The sequence below is a fragment of the Methylobacterium isbiliense genome, assembly GCF_022179325.1.
Classification (GTDB): domain Bacteria; phylum Pseudomonadota; class Alphaproteobacteria; order Rhizobiales; family Beijerinckiaceae; genus Methylobacterium; species Methylobacterium isbiliense.
The window spans coordinates 16,707-30,424 of sequence record NZ_BPQQ01000081.1; the positions used below are offsets into that span (position 1 = coordinate 16,707).

The following is a 13,718-nucleotide window of genomic DNA, read 5'->3' on the forward strand; positions in this document are numbered from 1 at the left end:
CGGAAGCGTGGCGGTGCGCTGTCACACACCGCGCAGCGCCGCGAGATCGAGCGGCAGCGAGCGCAGCCGCTGGCCGGTCGCCGCGAAGATCGCGTTGGAGATCGCGGGTGCCAGCACCGGCACGCCCGGCTCGCCGATGCCGGTCGGGGCCGCGGTCGAGGGGACGATGTGCACTTCGACCACCGGCATCTCGCTCATCCGGGTCGGCTCGTAGGCGTCGAAGTTCGTCTCCTGCACCGCGCCGTCCTTGAAGGTGATGCGGTTGCGCAGCACCGCCGAGAGGGCGAAGCCGACCGCTCCCTCGACCTGCGCCCGGATCACGTCCGGGTTGACCGCCACGCCGACATCCACCGCCGCGACGATGCGGCTGACCGTCACCTTGCCGGCCTCGGCCGTCACGTCGGCCACCATCGCCACGTAGGAGCCGAAGCTTTCGTGCGCGGCCACGCCGAGCCCCTGCCCGGGCTTGGCCTGCCGCCCGGCCCAGCCCGCCTTGTCGGCCGCCAGCCGCAGGGCCGCCGAGAGCCGCGGCGCCTTCTGCAGCAGGGAGAGCCGGTACTCCACCGGATCCCGGCCGGCCGCGTGGGCGATCTCGTCGATGAACACCTCCATCGCCTGCGCGGTGTGCGAGTGGCCGACCGAGCGCCACCACAGCACCGGCACCGCGTCGCGCACGTTGTGCACCTCGAAGCGATAGACCGGCAGCGCGTAGGGCGTGTCCGCCGCGCCCTCGACGGTGGTCGCGTCGACCCCGTTCCTGACCATCATCGCCTCCATCGGCGTGCCGATCAGGATCGACTTGCCGACGATGCTGTGCTCCCAGCCGGTGATCCCGCCCTGGGCGTCAAGCCCGGCGCGGATGCGGTGGTAGGCCGCCGGCCGGTAGTAGCCGCCGGTGATGTCGTCCTCGCGGGTCCAGACGAGGTGGATCGGGTTCTTCTCCCCCGTGGCCTTCAGCACCGCGGCGGCCTCCGCGATGTAGTCGGCCGAGGAGGTCGCCCGCCGCCCGAAGGAGCCGCCGGCCCACAGGGTGTTGATGCGGATCCTGTCCGGCGTGGTGCCGAGGATCTGCGCCGTCACCGCCTGCTCGATGGTCTGGAACTGCGAGCCGGCATGGATCAGGTAGCCGTCGCCGCTCTTCTCGATCGTGGCGTTGAGGGGCTCCATCGGGGCGTGGGCCAGGAACGGGAAGCTGAACTCGGCCTCCAGCACCTTCGCGGCGTTCTTGATGCCGGCCGCGGCATCGCCCTGGCGGGACGCGACGAGGCCGGGCTTTGCGGCGAGCGCCCTGTAGGCGGCGAGCTGCGCGTCCGAGGAGCGCCTGTCGGCGCCCGCCTCGTCCCAGGCGAGCACCAGCGCCTCGCGGCCCTTCATGGCCGACCACGTGTCGCGGGCGACGACGGCGACGCCGCTCGGGATCCGCACAACGTCGACCACGCCCCGGACCTTGCGGGCCGCCGCGTCGTCCACGCTCCTGAGCGTTGCGCCGAAGCGCGGCGCGCGCGCCACCACGGCGGTGAGCTGGTTCGGCCGGCGCACGTCGAGGGCATAGACGGCGCGGCCCGTGGTCTTGGCTTCTGAGTCGAGACGCGGCAGCGTGGTGCCGATCAGCCGCCACTCGCCCGGCTCCTTCAGGCGCGGATTCTCCGGCACCGGCTGGGCGGCGGCCGCCGCCGCGAAGGGGCCGAAGCGGGATTCCCGGCCCGTCCGGGCGTGGCGCAGCACGCCCTTCTCCACCGTGATCTCGCCGGCCGGCACCGTCCACTCGGCGGCGGCGGCCGCGACCAGCATGGCGCGGGCGGCCGCACCCGCCTTGCGCAGCTGGATCCAGGAATTGGCCACGGCGGTCGAGCCGCCGGTGCCCTGGATCGGCCCGAAGGCGAGGTTCGCGTAGAGCGAGGCGTCGGCGGGCGCGAAGGCGGCGCGCATCTGGCTCCAGTCGGCGTCGAGTTCCTCGGCCACGATGGTGGCGAGCCCGGTCGTGTTGCCCTGGCCCATGTCGAGATGCTTGATCAGCACCGTGACGCTGTCGTCCGGGGCGATGCGCACGAAGGCGTTGGGCTGGGTCGGAACCTTCGAGAAGTCGGGCGCCCCGGCGGCGCGGGCCTTCGTGCCGGGCAGGTCGAGGTGGAAGCCGACCACCAGGGCGCCGCCGACGGTGGCGGCCCCGGCCAGGAAGGCGCGGCGGGAGGGCACGGGCGCAGGCGCGCGCAGGGCGTGGAACATGGGCGGCCTCCGGCTCAGGCGAGAGAACGGGCGGCGTCGTGGACGGCCGCCTTGATGCGTTGATAGGTGCCGCAGCGGCAGATGTTGCCGTCGAGCGCGCCCGCGATGTCGGCGTCGCTCGGCGCCTTGTTTTCGGACAGGAGCCCGATCGCCGACATGATCTGGCCGGACTGGCAATAGCCGCACTGCACCACGTCGAGCTTGCGCCACGCGGCCTGGACCGCCTCCGCGACCCGGCCCGAGACGCCCTCGATGGTGGTGATCTTGGCCTCGGCCACGTCGCCGATGCGCGTCTGGCAGGCGCGGGCGGGCTGGCCGTCGACATGCACCGTGCAGGCGCCGCATTGCGCGATGCCGCAGCCGTACTTGGTGCCGGTCAGGTTGAGGTGATCTCGGATCGCCCAGAGGAGCGGCATGTCGGGGTCGGCATCGACCTCGTGGGTCGTGCCATTGACGGTCAGCTTCGGCATCGCGGTCTCCGACGAGAGGCGGGGCGACAGGCTGGCGCCGCTCCAGCCTGCCAGGGTGTGGCGCCACACCTGCCATCCGCGCAAGCCGGGCCGGTGTGCGCTGCCGCACATCCGGGGCGCGCCCGCCGCGGCTTCGGGGGAGGGCGGGGCGATCGCGCGCAATTCGCGCCTTCGGGGCAGGGCAACCTTAACAATTTTCCGCAACGCTCCGGCTTCCATCCGCCTGTTCAGGCCGCGCGAGACCCGTGCCGGCGTCCAGGGAGCGGCACGACCTCACCCCATGTCCGAACTCACGGCGCAGATGGTGCAGCGGGGGCGTGGCCCGACCGCCGAGGAGGCGGCCCGGCGCCGGCAGCGGGCGCGCGACGTGCGCTCGGCGCGCGAGCGGCTGACCTCCTCGATCGGGCTGGAGCGGGCCTTCGACTACGAACTCCTGCGCACCTTCGCGCAGTACCGCGTCGGCGCGCTCCTGCCGCTCGTCCTCCTGGCGCTGTGCATCGGGGCGGCCTCGGTGTTCTGGTCGCCGGTCCTGTGGAGCGCCCTGTGGTGCGGCGGCGTCATCCTGGCCACCGGCGTGGGGACGGCGCTCTCGCGCGGGTTCCTGCGCCAGGAGCCGGAGGCGGTCTCGCTGCCGGCCGCCCGGCGGCGGGCGGTGGCCGGCGAGGTCCTGCGCAGCGTCGCCTGGGCGATGCTGGTGCTGGTGCTCGTCTCAGTCGACGCGGCGAACGCGCGCGCCTTCGTGCTGTTCGTGCTGGTCATCGTGGCGGCCGTCACCACGATGCTCGCCGCCACGGTGCCGCTCGCGGCCCTGGCCGGCCTCCTGCCGCTCACCCTCGCCACGCTCTGCCTCCTCGTCGAGACGCGGGCGATGGAATCGGTGCTGCTGATCCTGATGGCGGTGGGCGCGCAGCTGTTCTTCCTCGTCCTGTCCCGCCACCTCTTCGCCTCGACGGTGGCCGCCCTGCAGTCGCGGGCGGAGAAGGATGCGATCTTCGGCGAGCTGGAGCAGGCCAAGGCCAATTCCGACGAGGCGCGGCGGCGGGCCGAGGAGGCGAACCTCGCCAAGTCCCGCTTCCTCGCCACCATGAGCCACGAGCTGCGCACGCCGCTCAACGCCATCCTGGGCTTCTCGGAGGTGATGAAGAACGAGGTCTTCGGCCCGCACGCCGCCCCGTCCTACCAGGAATACTCCACCGACATCCACGATAGCGGCCTGCACCTGCTCAACCTCATCAACGAGATCCTCGATCTCTCGCGCATCGAGGCGGGCCGCTACGAGCTGAAAGAGGAGGCGGTGGCGCTCGCCTACGTGGTGGAGGAGTGCCGCCACATGATGGCCCTGCGCGCGCGGGCCAAGAACCAGACCTTCCGGGAGATGGTCGATCCCTCGCTGCCGCGGCTGTGGGCGGACGAGCGGGCGATGCGGCAGGTGGTGCTCAACATCCTGTCGAACGCCATCAAGTTCACGCCGCCGGGGGGCGAGATCACCATCAAGGTCGGCTGGACCTCGTCGGGCGGGCAGTACGTGAGCATCCGCGACACCGGGCCGGGCATCCCGGAGGACGAGATCCCCACCGTGATGTCGTCCTTCGGCCGCGGCTCGCTGGCGATCAAGACCGCCGAGCAGGGCTCGGGGCTGGGGCTGCCGATCGTCAAGGGCCTCGTCGACCTGCACGGCGGCGGCTTCCAGCTCAAGTCGAGGCCCCGCGAGGGCACCGAGGTGATCGTCACCTTCCCGGCCACGCGGGTCATGGATGCGCTGCCGGCCGTCGAGATGGCGGGCGAGGACAAGCCGCCGGGCCGCTCCGTGCGCGCCGCCTGAGCGCCGCGCCCGGCGATCGCCTGCGTTCTCCTGCGGGCCGCTTGCCCGGCCCCGTGCCCGGGACTAGGGTCCGCGCCGCTTGACGAACCGGCCGGCGTCGATCCCGGCCGTCCTGCCGTGCGGCAGGATCATCCTGAAGGTGGAGTGTCCCATGGGCTTTCTGGCCGACGCCCTCTCGCGCGTGAAGCCGTCCGCGACCATCATGATGACCCAGAAGGCGCGGGACCTCAAAGCGCAGGGGCGCGACGTCATCAGCCTGTCGGTGGGCGAGCCGGATTTCGACACGCCCGACCACATCAAGCGGGCGGCCGTGGAGGCGATCGGGCGCGGCGAGACCAAGTATCCGCCGGTCTCCGGCATCGTGCCGCTGCGCGAGGCGATCGCCCGCAAGTTCAAGCGCGAGAACGGCCTCGACTACAAGCCGGCGCAGACCATCGTCGGGACGGGCGGCAAGCAGGTCATCTACAACGCGCTCCTGGCCACCCTGAACCCGGGGGACGAGGTGGTGATCCCGCGGCCCTACTGGGTGTCCTACCCGGAGATGGTGGGCCTGTGCGGCGGCACGCCGGTCTTTGCCGACACCACCATGGAGAACGACTTCAAGCTGCAGCCCGAGGATCTGGAGCGCGCGATCACGCCGCGGACCAAGTGGCTGATCCTGAACTCGCCCTCGAACCCCTCGGGCGCCGCCTACGCGCATGCCGAGATGAAGAAGCTCACCGACGTGCTGATGCGTCATCCGCACGTCTGGGTGCTCACCGACGACATGTACGAGCACCTCTGCTACGGCGACTTCAGCTTCGTGACGCCGGCCCAGGTCGAGCCCGGCCTCTACGAGCGCACGCTGACCATGAACGGCGTGTCGAAGGCCTACGCGATGACGGGCTGGCGCATCGGCTACGCGGCCGGCCCGGAGCCTCTGATCAAGGCGATGGACTTCGTCCAGGGCCAGCAGACCTCGGGCGCCGCGACGATCTCGCAATGGGCGGCGGTGGCGGCCCTCGACGGTCCGCAGGAGCACCTGGCGCGCTTCCGCGCCGCCTTCCAGACCCGTCGCGACCTCGTGGTCTCGATGCTCAACCAGACCAACGGCCTGCGCTGCCCGATGCCCGAGGGCGCCTTCTACGTCTACCCGTCCTGCGCCGAGCTGATCGGGCGCCGCACGCCCGACGGCAAGGTGATCGAGACCGACGAGGACTTCGTCACCGCGCTCCTGGAGAGCGAGGGCGTGGCGGCCGTCCACGGCTCCGCCTTCGGCCTCGGTCCCAACCTGCGCATCTCCTACGCCACCTCGAACCAAGTGCTGGAGGAGGCCTGCACCCGCATCCAGCGCTTCTGCGGCGCCCTGCGCTGAACGCGGACGACCCCGGGCCTCGGCCCTCAAGGAATCCCTTGACCGCCCCGGGGAACCGTCCTATCTGCACCGCACCCGAGCCGACCGCATCACGGTCAGCCCGCCGGTCGGGTCGCCTGCGCGAGCGCGGCGTCCTGGTGGGGGATAGTTTAACGGTAGAACAGCGGACTCTGACTCCGTTAGTCGTGGTTCGAATCCACGTCCCCCAGCCAAATCAGATCAAGCAGCAACTTGAGACCGACGCCGATCCCGTGATTGCCCGGGCGGCGATCTGGATGCCCTGCTGCAGGAGGGCGTCCTGAGAGGCGCTGATGCCGTCGGCTTGGCCGATCCGGCAGCCGGCCCGCACGCGGTCGCGAAGCGCCTCGCCCTCGTCGATGCCGTCCTGGTAAGCCCGAACGCAACCGAGTTCCTGGCGCTGAAGGGCAGATTGCAGCGCAGCAGCGGACGGTACTCCGAGCGGCGCTCGCGGGTCCCGCCTCACCCGAGGGCGATGGGGCCGGCCGCTTCAGGCCTCCAGCCGCCCGCCGCGGTGATTGGCGAACAGATCGCCGATCATGAAGGTCGGCACCGTGGTGTCGGCGCTCGGCAGACTCGACATCACAGAGGCGTCCGCGACGGTGAGCCCCCTTGTCGTCGGTCACCCGCCCGGTCGGATCGACCACCGCCCCGGCCTCGTCCTGGCGGGCGAGGCAGGCCGCGGCCGCGCCCGATGCCGGTTCGGGGGCGTGCGTCCCCTGTGCCCGGGCCAGGGCAGGGCGTGCGGGATTCACGCAGGCGAATGAACCCCGGCCGCCGTGCTGGCAGACCATCGCGATGAGACAGGCGGCCCCTCCCGCGTCCCTGAACGGTCTCGACAGAGCCAATGCCGAGACCCGGTCGCTGATCGTCCAGAACTGGGTGCTGGTTCAGCTCACGCGGGCGTGCCTGAGCCGGTCGCTGGAAGCTCTGGCGATCTCGCGCGAACTGCTGCGCCAGCCCCTCTACGAGGCCCGGACGGGACGGATCCGACCGCGCGCCGGGGCGCCCGATCCGCCGCCGTGAGCGGCCGCATTAGGCTTGGCTGAGTGGCCTGAGGTAGGCTCCGCCATCGTTGGCAGTTCCGAATCCGTAGGCGCCAGCGGCAGAGAGACGCGTGTGCTCCCGCTTACAGCATGCAGGAGCGCCGCCATGGCCAAGCTCGATGGCCGCAATCTGCCTTATCTGCTGTGGTCCGAGAAGGCGCTGGCACACAGCCGGAGGATGATCGACCGCTCGTACGAGGTTCTCAGGCGATCATCCATCGTCCTGAATTCGCTGTCGTACCAGCGCCCCGAGGCGAAGGCGCGGTCGGACGACAAGGCCGATCGCGGCTGATCGCACCTCCGGCGCCTGGAGCAGGAGCCGATCGCGCTGCACGTGCGTCCGGACCCCTTTGCGCGGGGGCCTGCCGCTCGACCACGGGGCGTGGCCCTTCGCCGTGCCGGTCGTCGGGATCGACGCCCGCCGTCGCCTTCAGGGCATCGTAGGGCGGGATGGCCGCCCCTGCAGGTGCTGCTCACGCAGGAACAGGCAGAGGCCGCTGATGACGATGATGGCGGCTCCGGTCAGGGTGAGCGGTCCCACCACTTCGCCGAAGAAGACATAGCCGAAGAGCATGCCCCACAGGATCAGCGTGTATTGGTAGGGGACGACGGCCGTGGCCGGCGCCAGGCGAAGCGAGTGGTTGACGCAGAGATTGCCGGCGAGAGAGCCGATGCCGAGGAGGAGCATGAGCGCGAGATCCACGGCACCGGGCGGCGTCCACCCGTACGCCAGCACCAGCGCGCCGCCGAAGACGAGCGAGGTCAGGAGCTGACCGCTCATCAGGACGGTTCCCGGCACGCCCGCAAGTTTGCGGGTGGTGACCAGGAAGAGCGCGTAGACGAGGCTGCCGCTGAGGGCGCAGAGGGCCCCCGGCGAGAGCGTGCCCGGGGACGGATGCAGGGCGAGCACGACCCCGCCGAAGCCCGCCACGACGGCCGTCCAGCGGCGCCAGCCGACCCGCTCCCCGAGCAGCAGCGGGGAGAGGGCGGTGACGTAGATCGGGCCGGCCATGTAGTAGGTGATGACCTCGGCCAGCGGCAGCGTGCTGACGCCCCAGAAGAACAGCGACGCTTCGAGCGTGGAGAACGCCGCCCGCAGCAGTTGCAGCCGCGGGTGCGGCGCCCGGCGGAACGCCTCGGGTCCGGCACGCCGGATGGCCGGGGCCAGGACGCAGAGGCCGGCGATGCTGCGCACCAGCATCAGCTGACCGACCGTGTAGGCGCCCAGCAGCCACTTGCCGACGGTGTCGTTCATGGCGAACAGCAGCGTGCCGAGCAGCATCATGGCGATGCCGCCGACGGCGCCCGCCGGCAGCACGGCCCGGCTCGCGAGCGCGGGTTCGATCGTCACGCCGCATCCTCCCCCGGCTCTTCACCGCACCGGGGACGAGGCCGTTGCCCGGCGATAGCGCGGGGTGAGCGCTTTGCAAACCGGTCGGATCGCGGCCGCGGGGCGTCCGCACCGCACGGCGCTTGCCTGGGCGGACCGCCTGTCGGACGGTGGCCGGACGCGTGCCGGAGAGCCGAGAGACCATGAGCCGAGACGATGCCGTCGCCCGCGCCACCGCCCTGTTCGATGGCGGCGCCTTCCTGGCAAACCTGCGGGACAAGGTGGCGCTGCGCACCGAGAGCCAGGTCGCGGACCAGGGGCCGGCCCTGCGGGCCTACCTTACGGACGGGCTCGGCCCCGACCTCGCGCGCCTCGGCTTCTCGTCCGGCATCCTCGACAACCCGGATGGTTGCCACGGCCCCTTCCTGATCGCCGAGCGGCGCGAGGATCCGGCGCTGCCCACCGTGCTGATCTACGGCCACGGCGACACCGTGCAGGGCTATCCGGCGCAGTGGCGCGCCGGCCTCGATCCCTGGCGGGTCGTGGTCGAGGGCGAGCGCTGGTACGGGCGGGGCACCGCCGACAACAAGGGCCAGCACCTCGTCAATCTCGCGGCCCTGGAGGCGGTTGCGGCGGCCCGCGGCGGGCGCCTCGGCTTCAACGTGCGGCTGCTGATCGAGACCGGGGAGGAGGTGGGCTCGCCGGGCCTGCGGGCGCTCTGCGCCGCGCAGCGCGCCGCGCTTGCGGCGGACCTCCTGATCGCCTCGGACGGGCCGCGCCTGAGCGCGGAGCGCCCGACACTCTTTCTCGGCTCGCGCGGCGGCATCACAGTCGATCTCGTGGTGGCGCTGCGCGAGGGCGCACACCACTCGGGCAACTGGGGCGGCCTGCTGCGCAATCCCGGCACCATCCTGGCCAACGCCATCGCCTGCCTCGTCGACGGCAACGGGCGCCTGCTGGTCGAGGGGCTGCGCCCGCCGCCGATCCCCGAGGGCGTGCGGGCGGCCCTGCGCGGGATCGCGCCCGCCGGCGGGCCGACCGATCCGGACATCGACCCGGACTGGGGCGAGCCCGGCCTCACCCCGGCCGAGCGCGTCTTCGCCTGAAACACCCTGGAGGTGCTGGCCTTCCTGACCGGCAATCCGGAGGGGCCGCTCAACGCCGTGCCGGCGCACGCCACGGCGACGCTGCAGCTGCGCTTCGTGGTCGGGACCGACTGGGAGAACGCGCCCGCGATCCTGCGTGCGCATCTCGACCGGCACGGCTTCCCGATGGTGGAGGTGCGGCCAGCCCGCGGCGAGGTGTTTCGCGCGACCCGGCTCGCCGTGGACGACCCGTGGGTCGCCTGGGCGATGGACTCGCTCGCCCGCACCACCGGCAAGGCGCCGGCGCTGCTGCCGAACATCGGCGGGTCGCTGCCGAACGACGCCTTCTCGGACATCCTCGGCATGCCGACCCTGTGGGTGCCCCATTCCTACCCGGCCTGCTCGCAGCATGCCCCCGACGAGCACCTGCTCGCGCCGGTGGTGCGGGAGGGGCTCGCCATGATGGCCGGGCTGTTCTGGGACCTCGGCGAGGCCGGGCCGGCCATCCGCGCGGCGCGGCGGCCGGCCGCCGCGTGAGCCGCGGCTCAGCGGCGCGGGCGGGCCGTGCCGGTGTAGCGGGTGGCCGCGCCCGGGGCGACCGCGGGTGCCGCCGCCGGGCCGTTGGCCAGCCCGGCGCGCCGCTCGGCATCCTCGGCCATGAAGCGGTACATCTCCCACTTCGTCGTGCCCTCGCTGAACATGCCGGAGGGCGCCTTGTAGCTGTAGTTCTCCTTGGCGGTCTGGGCGGACGCGGCCGTCGCGGCGAGCGTCATCGCGCCGGCAAGGAGCAGGATCGACTTGGTCATATTGTCACCCATGAAGGTCCATCACAGCGCGTCGTGTCCGCGCCGTCGATGAGCCTCGATTTAGGTGTCTCGCCTGCGATCGCATGTGCGCTGGCGCACATGGGTTGGCCGCAAATCAGTCGAACGGGCGGATGAGTACTGCAAGACCCTTAAAATAGACTTTTGGTGCATGGCTGATCTCCGTCTGACGCATAACGAAAGTGCTGCAGGAAAGAAGGTTTTCTTTCGCTGCAGATCGAGAGAAGGTCCTGCTCCGCCGGAGCGGACAGGCGGCTGCCGCGTGGCGATGGCGCGCGGCCTGCCCCGCAGGCGCCTGCCGCCGCGACGGTGGGCGCCATCGGCCGGCACCCTATGTCCGGGCGCAACGGGAGGCTCACATGAACGCAGTCAGGATCGGCGCCGCGGGCGGACTGGATGGGCTGGAACGCGTCGACCTGCCCGACCCGGGTGCGCCGGGGCCGGGCGACATCCGGGTGCGGATCCACGCCAGCTCCCTCAATTATCACGATTACGGCGTGGTCCGGTCGGGCGACCCGAAGTTCCGCGGTCGTATTCCGATGTCCGATGGAGCGGGCGTCGTCGAAGCCGTCGGCGAGGGCGTGACGGAGTTCGCGGCCGGCGACGCGGTCGTGTCCTGTTTCTTCCCTCTCTGGCTCGATGGTCCCGCGACCACGGGCGACTTCGCGACCGTGCCGGGCGACGGCGTGGACGGCTATGCGCGGGAGATCGTCGTCCGGCCGGCCACGTGGTTCACGCGGGCGCCGCAGCGCTACAGCCACGCGCAGGCCGCGACCCTGACCACCGCCGGCCTGACCGCGTGGCGCGCGCTGGTGGCGGATGGCGGCCTGAAGGCCGGCGACAGCGTCCTGACGCTGGGCACCGGCGGCGTCTCGATCTTCGCCCTGCAGATCGCCAAGGCGATGGGCGCGACCGTGATCGCCACCTCCTCGTCGGAGGCCAAGCTGGAGAAGGCGAAGGCGCTCGGCGCTGACCACACCATCAACTACAAGGCCGAGCCGAACTGGGGTGAGGCCGTGCGGCGCTGGACGGGCGGACGCGGCGTCGACCACGTGGTCGAAGTCGGCGGCCCGGGAACGCTGCCGCAATCCATCACCGCCGTCCGTAACGGCGGCCACATCTCGCTGATCGGGGTGCTGACGGGGCGGGGCGGCGAGGTGCCCACCGCGGCGATGATGGTGAAGCAGGTGCGGCTGCAGGGATTGGTGGTCGGCAGTCGCCGGCAGCAACAGGACTTCGTGCGCGGCCTCGAAGCCACGGGGATCGAGCCGGTCATCGACCGCAGCTTCGGTCTCGACGCGCTCGCTGAAGCGTTCCGCCACGAGGAATCCGGCGCGCATTTCGGAAAGATCTGCGTCGAATTCTAAAGCGGTCTCTTGGCGCGCAGGCCAGCCACAGCGCTCCGCGCCGTCCTGCTCGTCGGTCTCGGAGCGATGACGGGCGCGCTCGTCGGCATCGCGCGGGAGGAGAGTTCGGGTTTCGAGGACTCAGCCGGCCTCCTCGTGGTCTTCACCGTCGGCCCGGTCGAGGCGCTTCCCGGCGCATGGACCGGATGGCACGGCGCCCCGCCATCATGACCAGACCGGGCGAAGTCGCACCGGCCGGGTCGTCACGGAATCGACCGGACGTGCGCTACCGCACGCGTCGTGCGTGCGCGCAGGTCCAAATCGCGTTGCGGCCGCCGCTGCCCCTTCACTTGCGGAAGACTGAGCCGCACCTTCGCATGGTCTGACGGCGCGAAGGGTGCAGATCCCGATGTCCCGCTGGCTTCGATCCGCGGCCCTTGTGGCGATCATCCTGCTGGCGGGCGCGGCGAGCCCTGCCGGTGCGCAATGGGGCAACTGCCCGCCCGGCTACAAGAGTGCGGCGGGCGCTTGCGTCCGCTCGTGCCCGGGAGGGTACGAGGACCGGGGCTCCTACTGCGCCTATCGGAACGAAGGCAATTGATTCGCCCTCCGCTTGGCCAAGGCGGCCCGCCGATTGGCAAGTCCGCGCGGCGAACCTGAAATCTACCATCCCGACGGGATCGACCGACCGATCAGGAGGTCACGTCTCCCCTGGCCGGGAGGCGGACGGGCGGCATCCTTGTGCATGGTCTCGGGAGCCGCTTAGGGCTGGTTCGTGGCCTTGACCTCCTCTCGGACGCCTGGATCCGAAGGCCGATGGCGCCTCGCCTTCGACGTGCGTGCGACCGTTGGTGATGGCGGTCTTGATGAAGACAATAATCCTAAATCTCACCAGCAACATAGGTTAAATGGGAGCTTTATCCCGCGCATCTAAGTAGAACATCTTTATTTCATCAAAAAATTTGAGATCCGTCGGGTTGAAACATCAGGAACAAAGGCAGAGGCGTGTGGTTAGTCGTGGCTCGCAAGGGAGAACGCCATGGCTCAGATCGACGGCACGCAGGGTCCTGATCGCTTCATCGGCACGCCAGTGGCCGATGTGATCAACGGGTTCGCAGGAGACGACATCCTTCTCGGAAATCTCGGCGACGACCAGATCTTTGGTGGCGAGGGCTTCGATCGCATCGATGCGCAGGACGGCAACGACATCATCGATGCCGGCGACGGTACGGATTACGCAGCCGGCGGGCCGGGCAACGACGTGATCTACGGGCGCGGCGGCTTCGATCAGCTGATCGGCGAGGCCGGTGACGATCTGATTTACGGCAATGAAGGCAACGACTACGCCGCCGGCAACCCGGGCAACGACAGCATCTTCGGCGGCAACGGAGACGACTTCTTCGTCGGTGAGGCGGGCAACGATGTCGTCCGAGGCGAGGCGGGGAACGACTTCGTGGCCGGCGGCGACGACAATGACGACGTCTCCGGCGGCGACGGCGACGATCTCGTCGACGGCGACCTCGGCAACGATACGCTCAGCGGCGATGCCGGGCAGGACGTGCTCTACGGCGATGCCGGCGACGACCGTCTGCTGGCCGGCAGCGACAACGACATCGCCGCCGGCGGCCTCGGCAACGACATCATCTTCGGAGAGTTCGGCGACGACCAAGTGCTCGGAGAGGATGGAGCCGACTTCATCGGCGCCGGGGCCGGCAACGATTACGCGTCCGGAGGGGCCGGCGACGACTGGCTTTTCGGAGAGGACGGCTCCGATCTGCTGTTCGGCAACGCCGGCAACGATCGCCTGACGGGCGGCGCCGGCCCCGACACGTTCGCCTTCGGCGCCGGTGACGGGGCGGATTTCGTGGTCGACTTCGTGGTCGGTGGCTCCGAGCGGGACGTGATCGCGTTCAACAACGGCGCCTTCTCGTCGTTCGCCCAGGTCCAGGCCGCGAGCCGGCAGGTCGGAGCCGACACGGTGATCAACTACGGGAACGGCGACAGCATCACCCTCGCCAACACGACCGCGACCAGCCTGACCGCCGACAACTTCACGTTCAGCTGAGCGGCCCGCTCTCCGCAGGCTGGCACCGGGCGGGATCGCGATCCCGCCCGGTGCCGACCCACGCCCAAAAGCCACCCGCCGAAAGCGGTTGCGCACCGATGCAGGGTCCACGACAATGCAGCACGGCCGCGT

General features: G+C 70.8%; 10 protein-coding genes, 1 tRNA gene and 1 pseudogene. 8 read left to right on the forward strand and 4 right to left on the reverse strand.

Translation table 11 applies throughout. The annotated features are described in order from the left end of the window. Positions 1–21 precede the first annotated feature (21 nt). Positions 22–2,226: a xanthine dehydrogenase family protein molybdopterin-binding subunit gene (locus tag MFF61_RS27620; RefSeq protein WP_238240904.1), complete on the reverse strand. Its 2,205-nt coding sequence runs from the start codon at positions 2,224–2,226 to the stop codon at positions 22–24. Positions 2,227–2,240: 14 nt separating this feature from the next. Further along, positions 2,241–2,696, reverse strand: coding sequence for a (2Fe-2S)-binding protein (locus MFF61_RS27625; protein ID WP_238240932.1), 456 nt, complete (start codon positions 2,694–2,696; stop codon positions 2,241–2,243). Positions 2,697–2,976: 280 nt separating this feature from the next. On the opposite strand from MFF61_RS27625, the gene MFF61_RS27630 reads away from it, so the two are divergent. The 5 genes from MFF61_RS27630 (at position 2,977) to MFF61_RS27650 (ending at position 7,228) form a co-directional block, all read left to right on the forward strand. Further along, positions 2,977–4,518, forward strand: a complete 1,542-nt coding sequence (locus MFF61_RS27630; protein WP_238240905.1) for a sensor histidine kinase — start codon at positions 2,977–2,979, stop codon at positions 4,516–4,518. Between the two features lie 151 nt (positions 4,519–4,669). Beyond that, complete coding sequence (locus MFF61_RS27635; protein WP_238240906.1) at positions 4,670–5,872, forward strand: pyridoxal phosphate-dependent aminotransferase; 1,203 nt, start codon at positions 4,670–4,672, stop codon at positions 5,870–5,872. Positions 5,873–6,010: 138 nt separating this feature from the next. Next, a tRNA-Gln gene (locus MFF61_RS27640) sits at positions 6,011–6,084 on the forward strand. Between the two features lie 604 nt (positions 6,085–6,688). Then, positions 6,689–6,916 (forward strand): hypothetical protein, encoded by a 228-nt coding sequence (locus MFF61_RS27645; protein ID WP_238240907.1) that lies wholly within the window; start codon positions 6,689–6,691, stop codon positions 6,914–6,916. Positions 6,917–7,042: 126 nt separating this feature from the next. Continuing rightward, positions 7,043–7,228, forward strand: a complete 186-nt coding sequence (locus MFF61_RS27650) for a hypothetical protein (RefSeq protein WP_238240908.1) — start codon at positions 7,043–7,045, stop codon at positions 7,226–7,228. Positions 7,229–7,366: 138 nt separating this feature from the next. Here MFF61_RS27650 and MFF61_RS27655 read toward each other — a convergent pair whose 3' ends face one another. Then, complete coding sequence (locus MFF61_RS27655; RefSeq protein WP_238240909.1) at positions 7,367–8,287, reverse strand: DMT family transporter; 921 nt, start codon at positions 8,285–8,287, stop codon at positions 7,367–7,369. A gap of 182 nt (positions 8,288–8,469) precedes the next feature. Here MFF61_RS27655 and MFF61_RS27660 point away from each other — a divergent pair. Then, a pseudogene (locus MFF61_RS27660) lies at positions 8,470–9,888 on the forward strand (M20 family metallopeptidase). Positions 9,889–9,896: 8 nt separating this feature from the next. Here MFF61_RS27660 and MFF61_RS27665 read toward each other — a convergent pair. Continuing rightward, positions 9,897–10,169, reverse strand: a complete 273-nt coding sequence (locus MFF61_RS27665) for a hypothetical protein (protein WP_238240910.1) — start codon at positions 10,167–10,169, stop codon at positions 9,897–9,899. Positions 10,170–10,534: 365 nt separating this feature from the next. Between MFF61_RS27665 and MFF61_RS27670 the strand changes: the two genes are divergently transcribed. Together MFF61_RS27670 and MFF61_RS27675 are read left to right on the forward strand one after the other, a co-directional pair. Further along, positions 10,535–11,542: a zinc-dependent alcohol dehydrogenase family protein gene (locus tag MFF61_RS27670; RefSeq protein WP_238240911.1), complete on the forward strand. Its 1,008-nt coding sequence runs from the start codon at positions 10,535–10,537 to the stop codon at positions 11,540–11,542. Positions 11,543–12,560: 1,018 nt separating this feature from the next. After that, complete coding sequence (locus MFF61_RS27675) at positions 12,561–13,586, forward strand: calcium-binding protein (protein ID WP_238240912.1); 1,026 nt, start codon at positions 12,561–12,563, stop codon at positions 13,584–13,586. The last annotated feature ends 132 nt before the right edge of the window (positions 13,587–13,718 follow it).

What these genes read in the sequence shown, in the direction of transcription:
- MFF61_RS27620 (WP_238240904.1), bottom strand. Translation starts at nt 2,226, where the DNA reads ATGTTCCACGCCCTGCGCGCGCCTGCGCCCGTGCCCTCCCGCCGCGCC.
- MFF61_RS27625 (WP_238240932.1), bottom strand. Translation starts at nt 2,696, where the DNA reads ATGCCGAAGCTGACCGTCAATGGCACGACCCACGAGGTCGATGCCGAC.
- MFF61_RS27630 (WP_238240905.1), top strand. Translation starts at nt 2,977, where the DNA reads ATGTCCGAACTCACGGCGCAGATGGTGCAGCGGGGGCGTGGCCCGACC.
- MFF61_RS27635 (WP_238240906.1), top strand. Translation starts at nt 4,670, where the DNA reads ATGGGCTTTCTGGCCGACGCCCTCTCGCGCGTGAAGCCGTCCGCGACC.
- MFF61_RS27645 (WP_238240907.1), top strand. Translation starts at nt 6,689, where the DNA reads ATGAGACAGGCGGCCCCTCCCGCGTCCCTGAACGGTCTCGACAGAGCC.
- MFF61_RS27650 (WP_238240908.1), top strand. Translation starts at nt 7,043, where the DNA reads ATGGCCAAGCTCGATGGCCGCAATCTGCCTTATCTGCTGTGGTCCGAG.
- MFF61_RS27665 (WP_238240910.1), bottom strand. Translation starts at nt 10,169, where the DNA reads ATGGGTGACAATATGACCAAGTCGATCCTGCTCCTTGCCGGCGCGATG.
- MFF61_RS27670 (WP_238240911.1), top strand. Translation starts at nt 10,535, where the DNA reads ATGAACGCAGTCAGGATCGGCGCCGCGGGCGGACTGGATGGGCTGGAA.
- MFF61_RS27675 (WP_238240912.1), top strand. Translation starts at nt 12,561, where the DNA reads ATGGCTCAGATCGACGGCACGCAGGGTCCTGATCGCTTCATCGGCACG.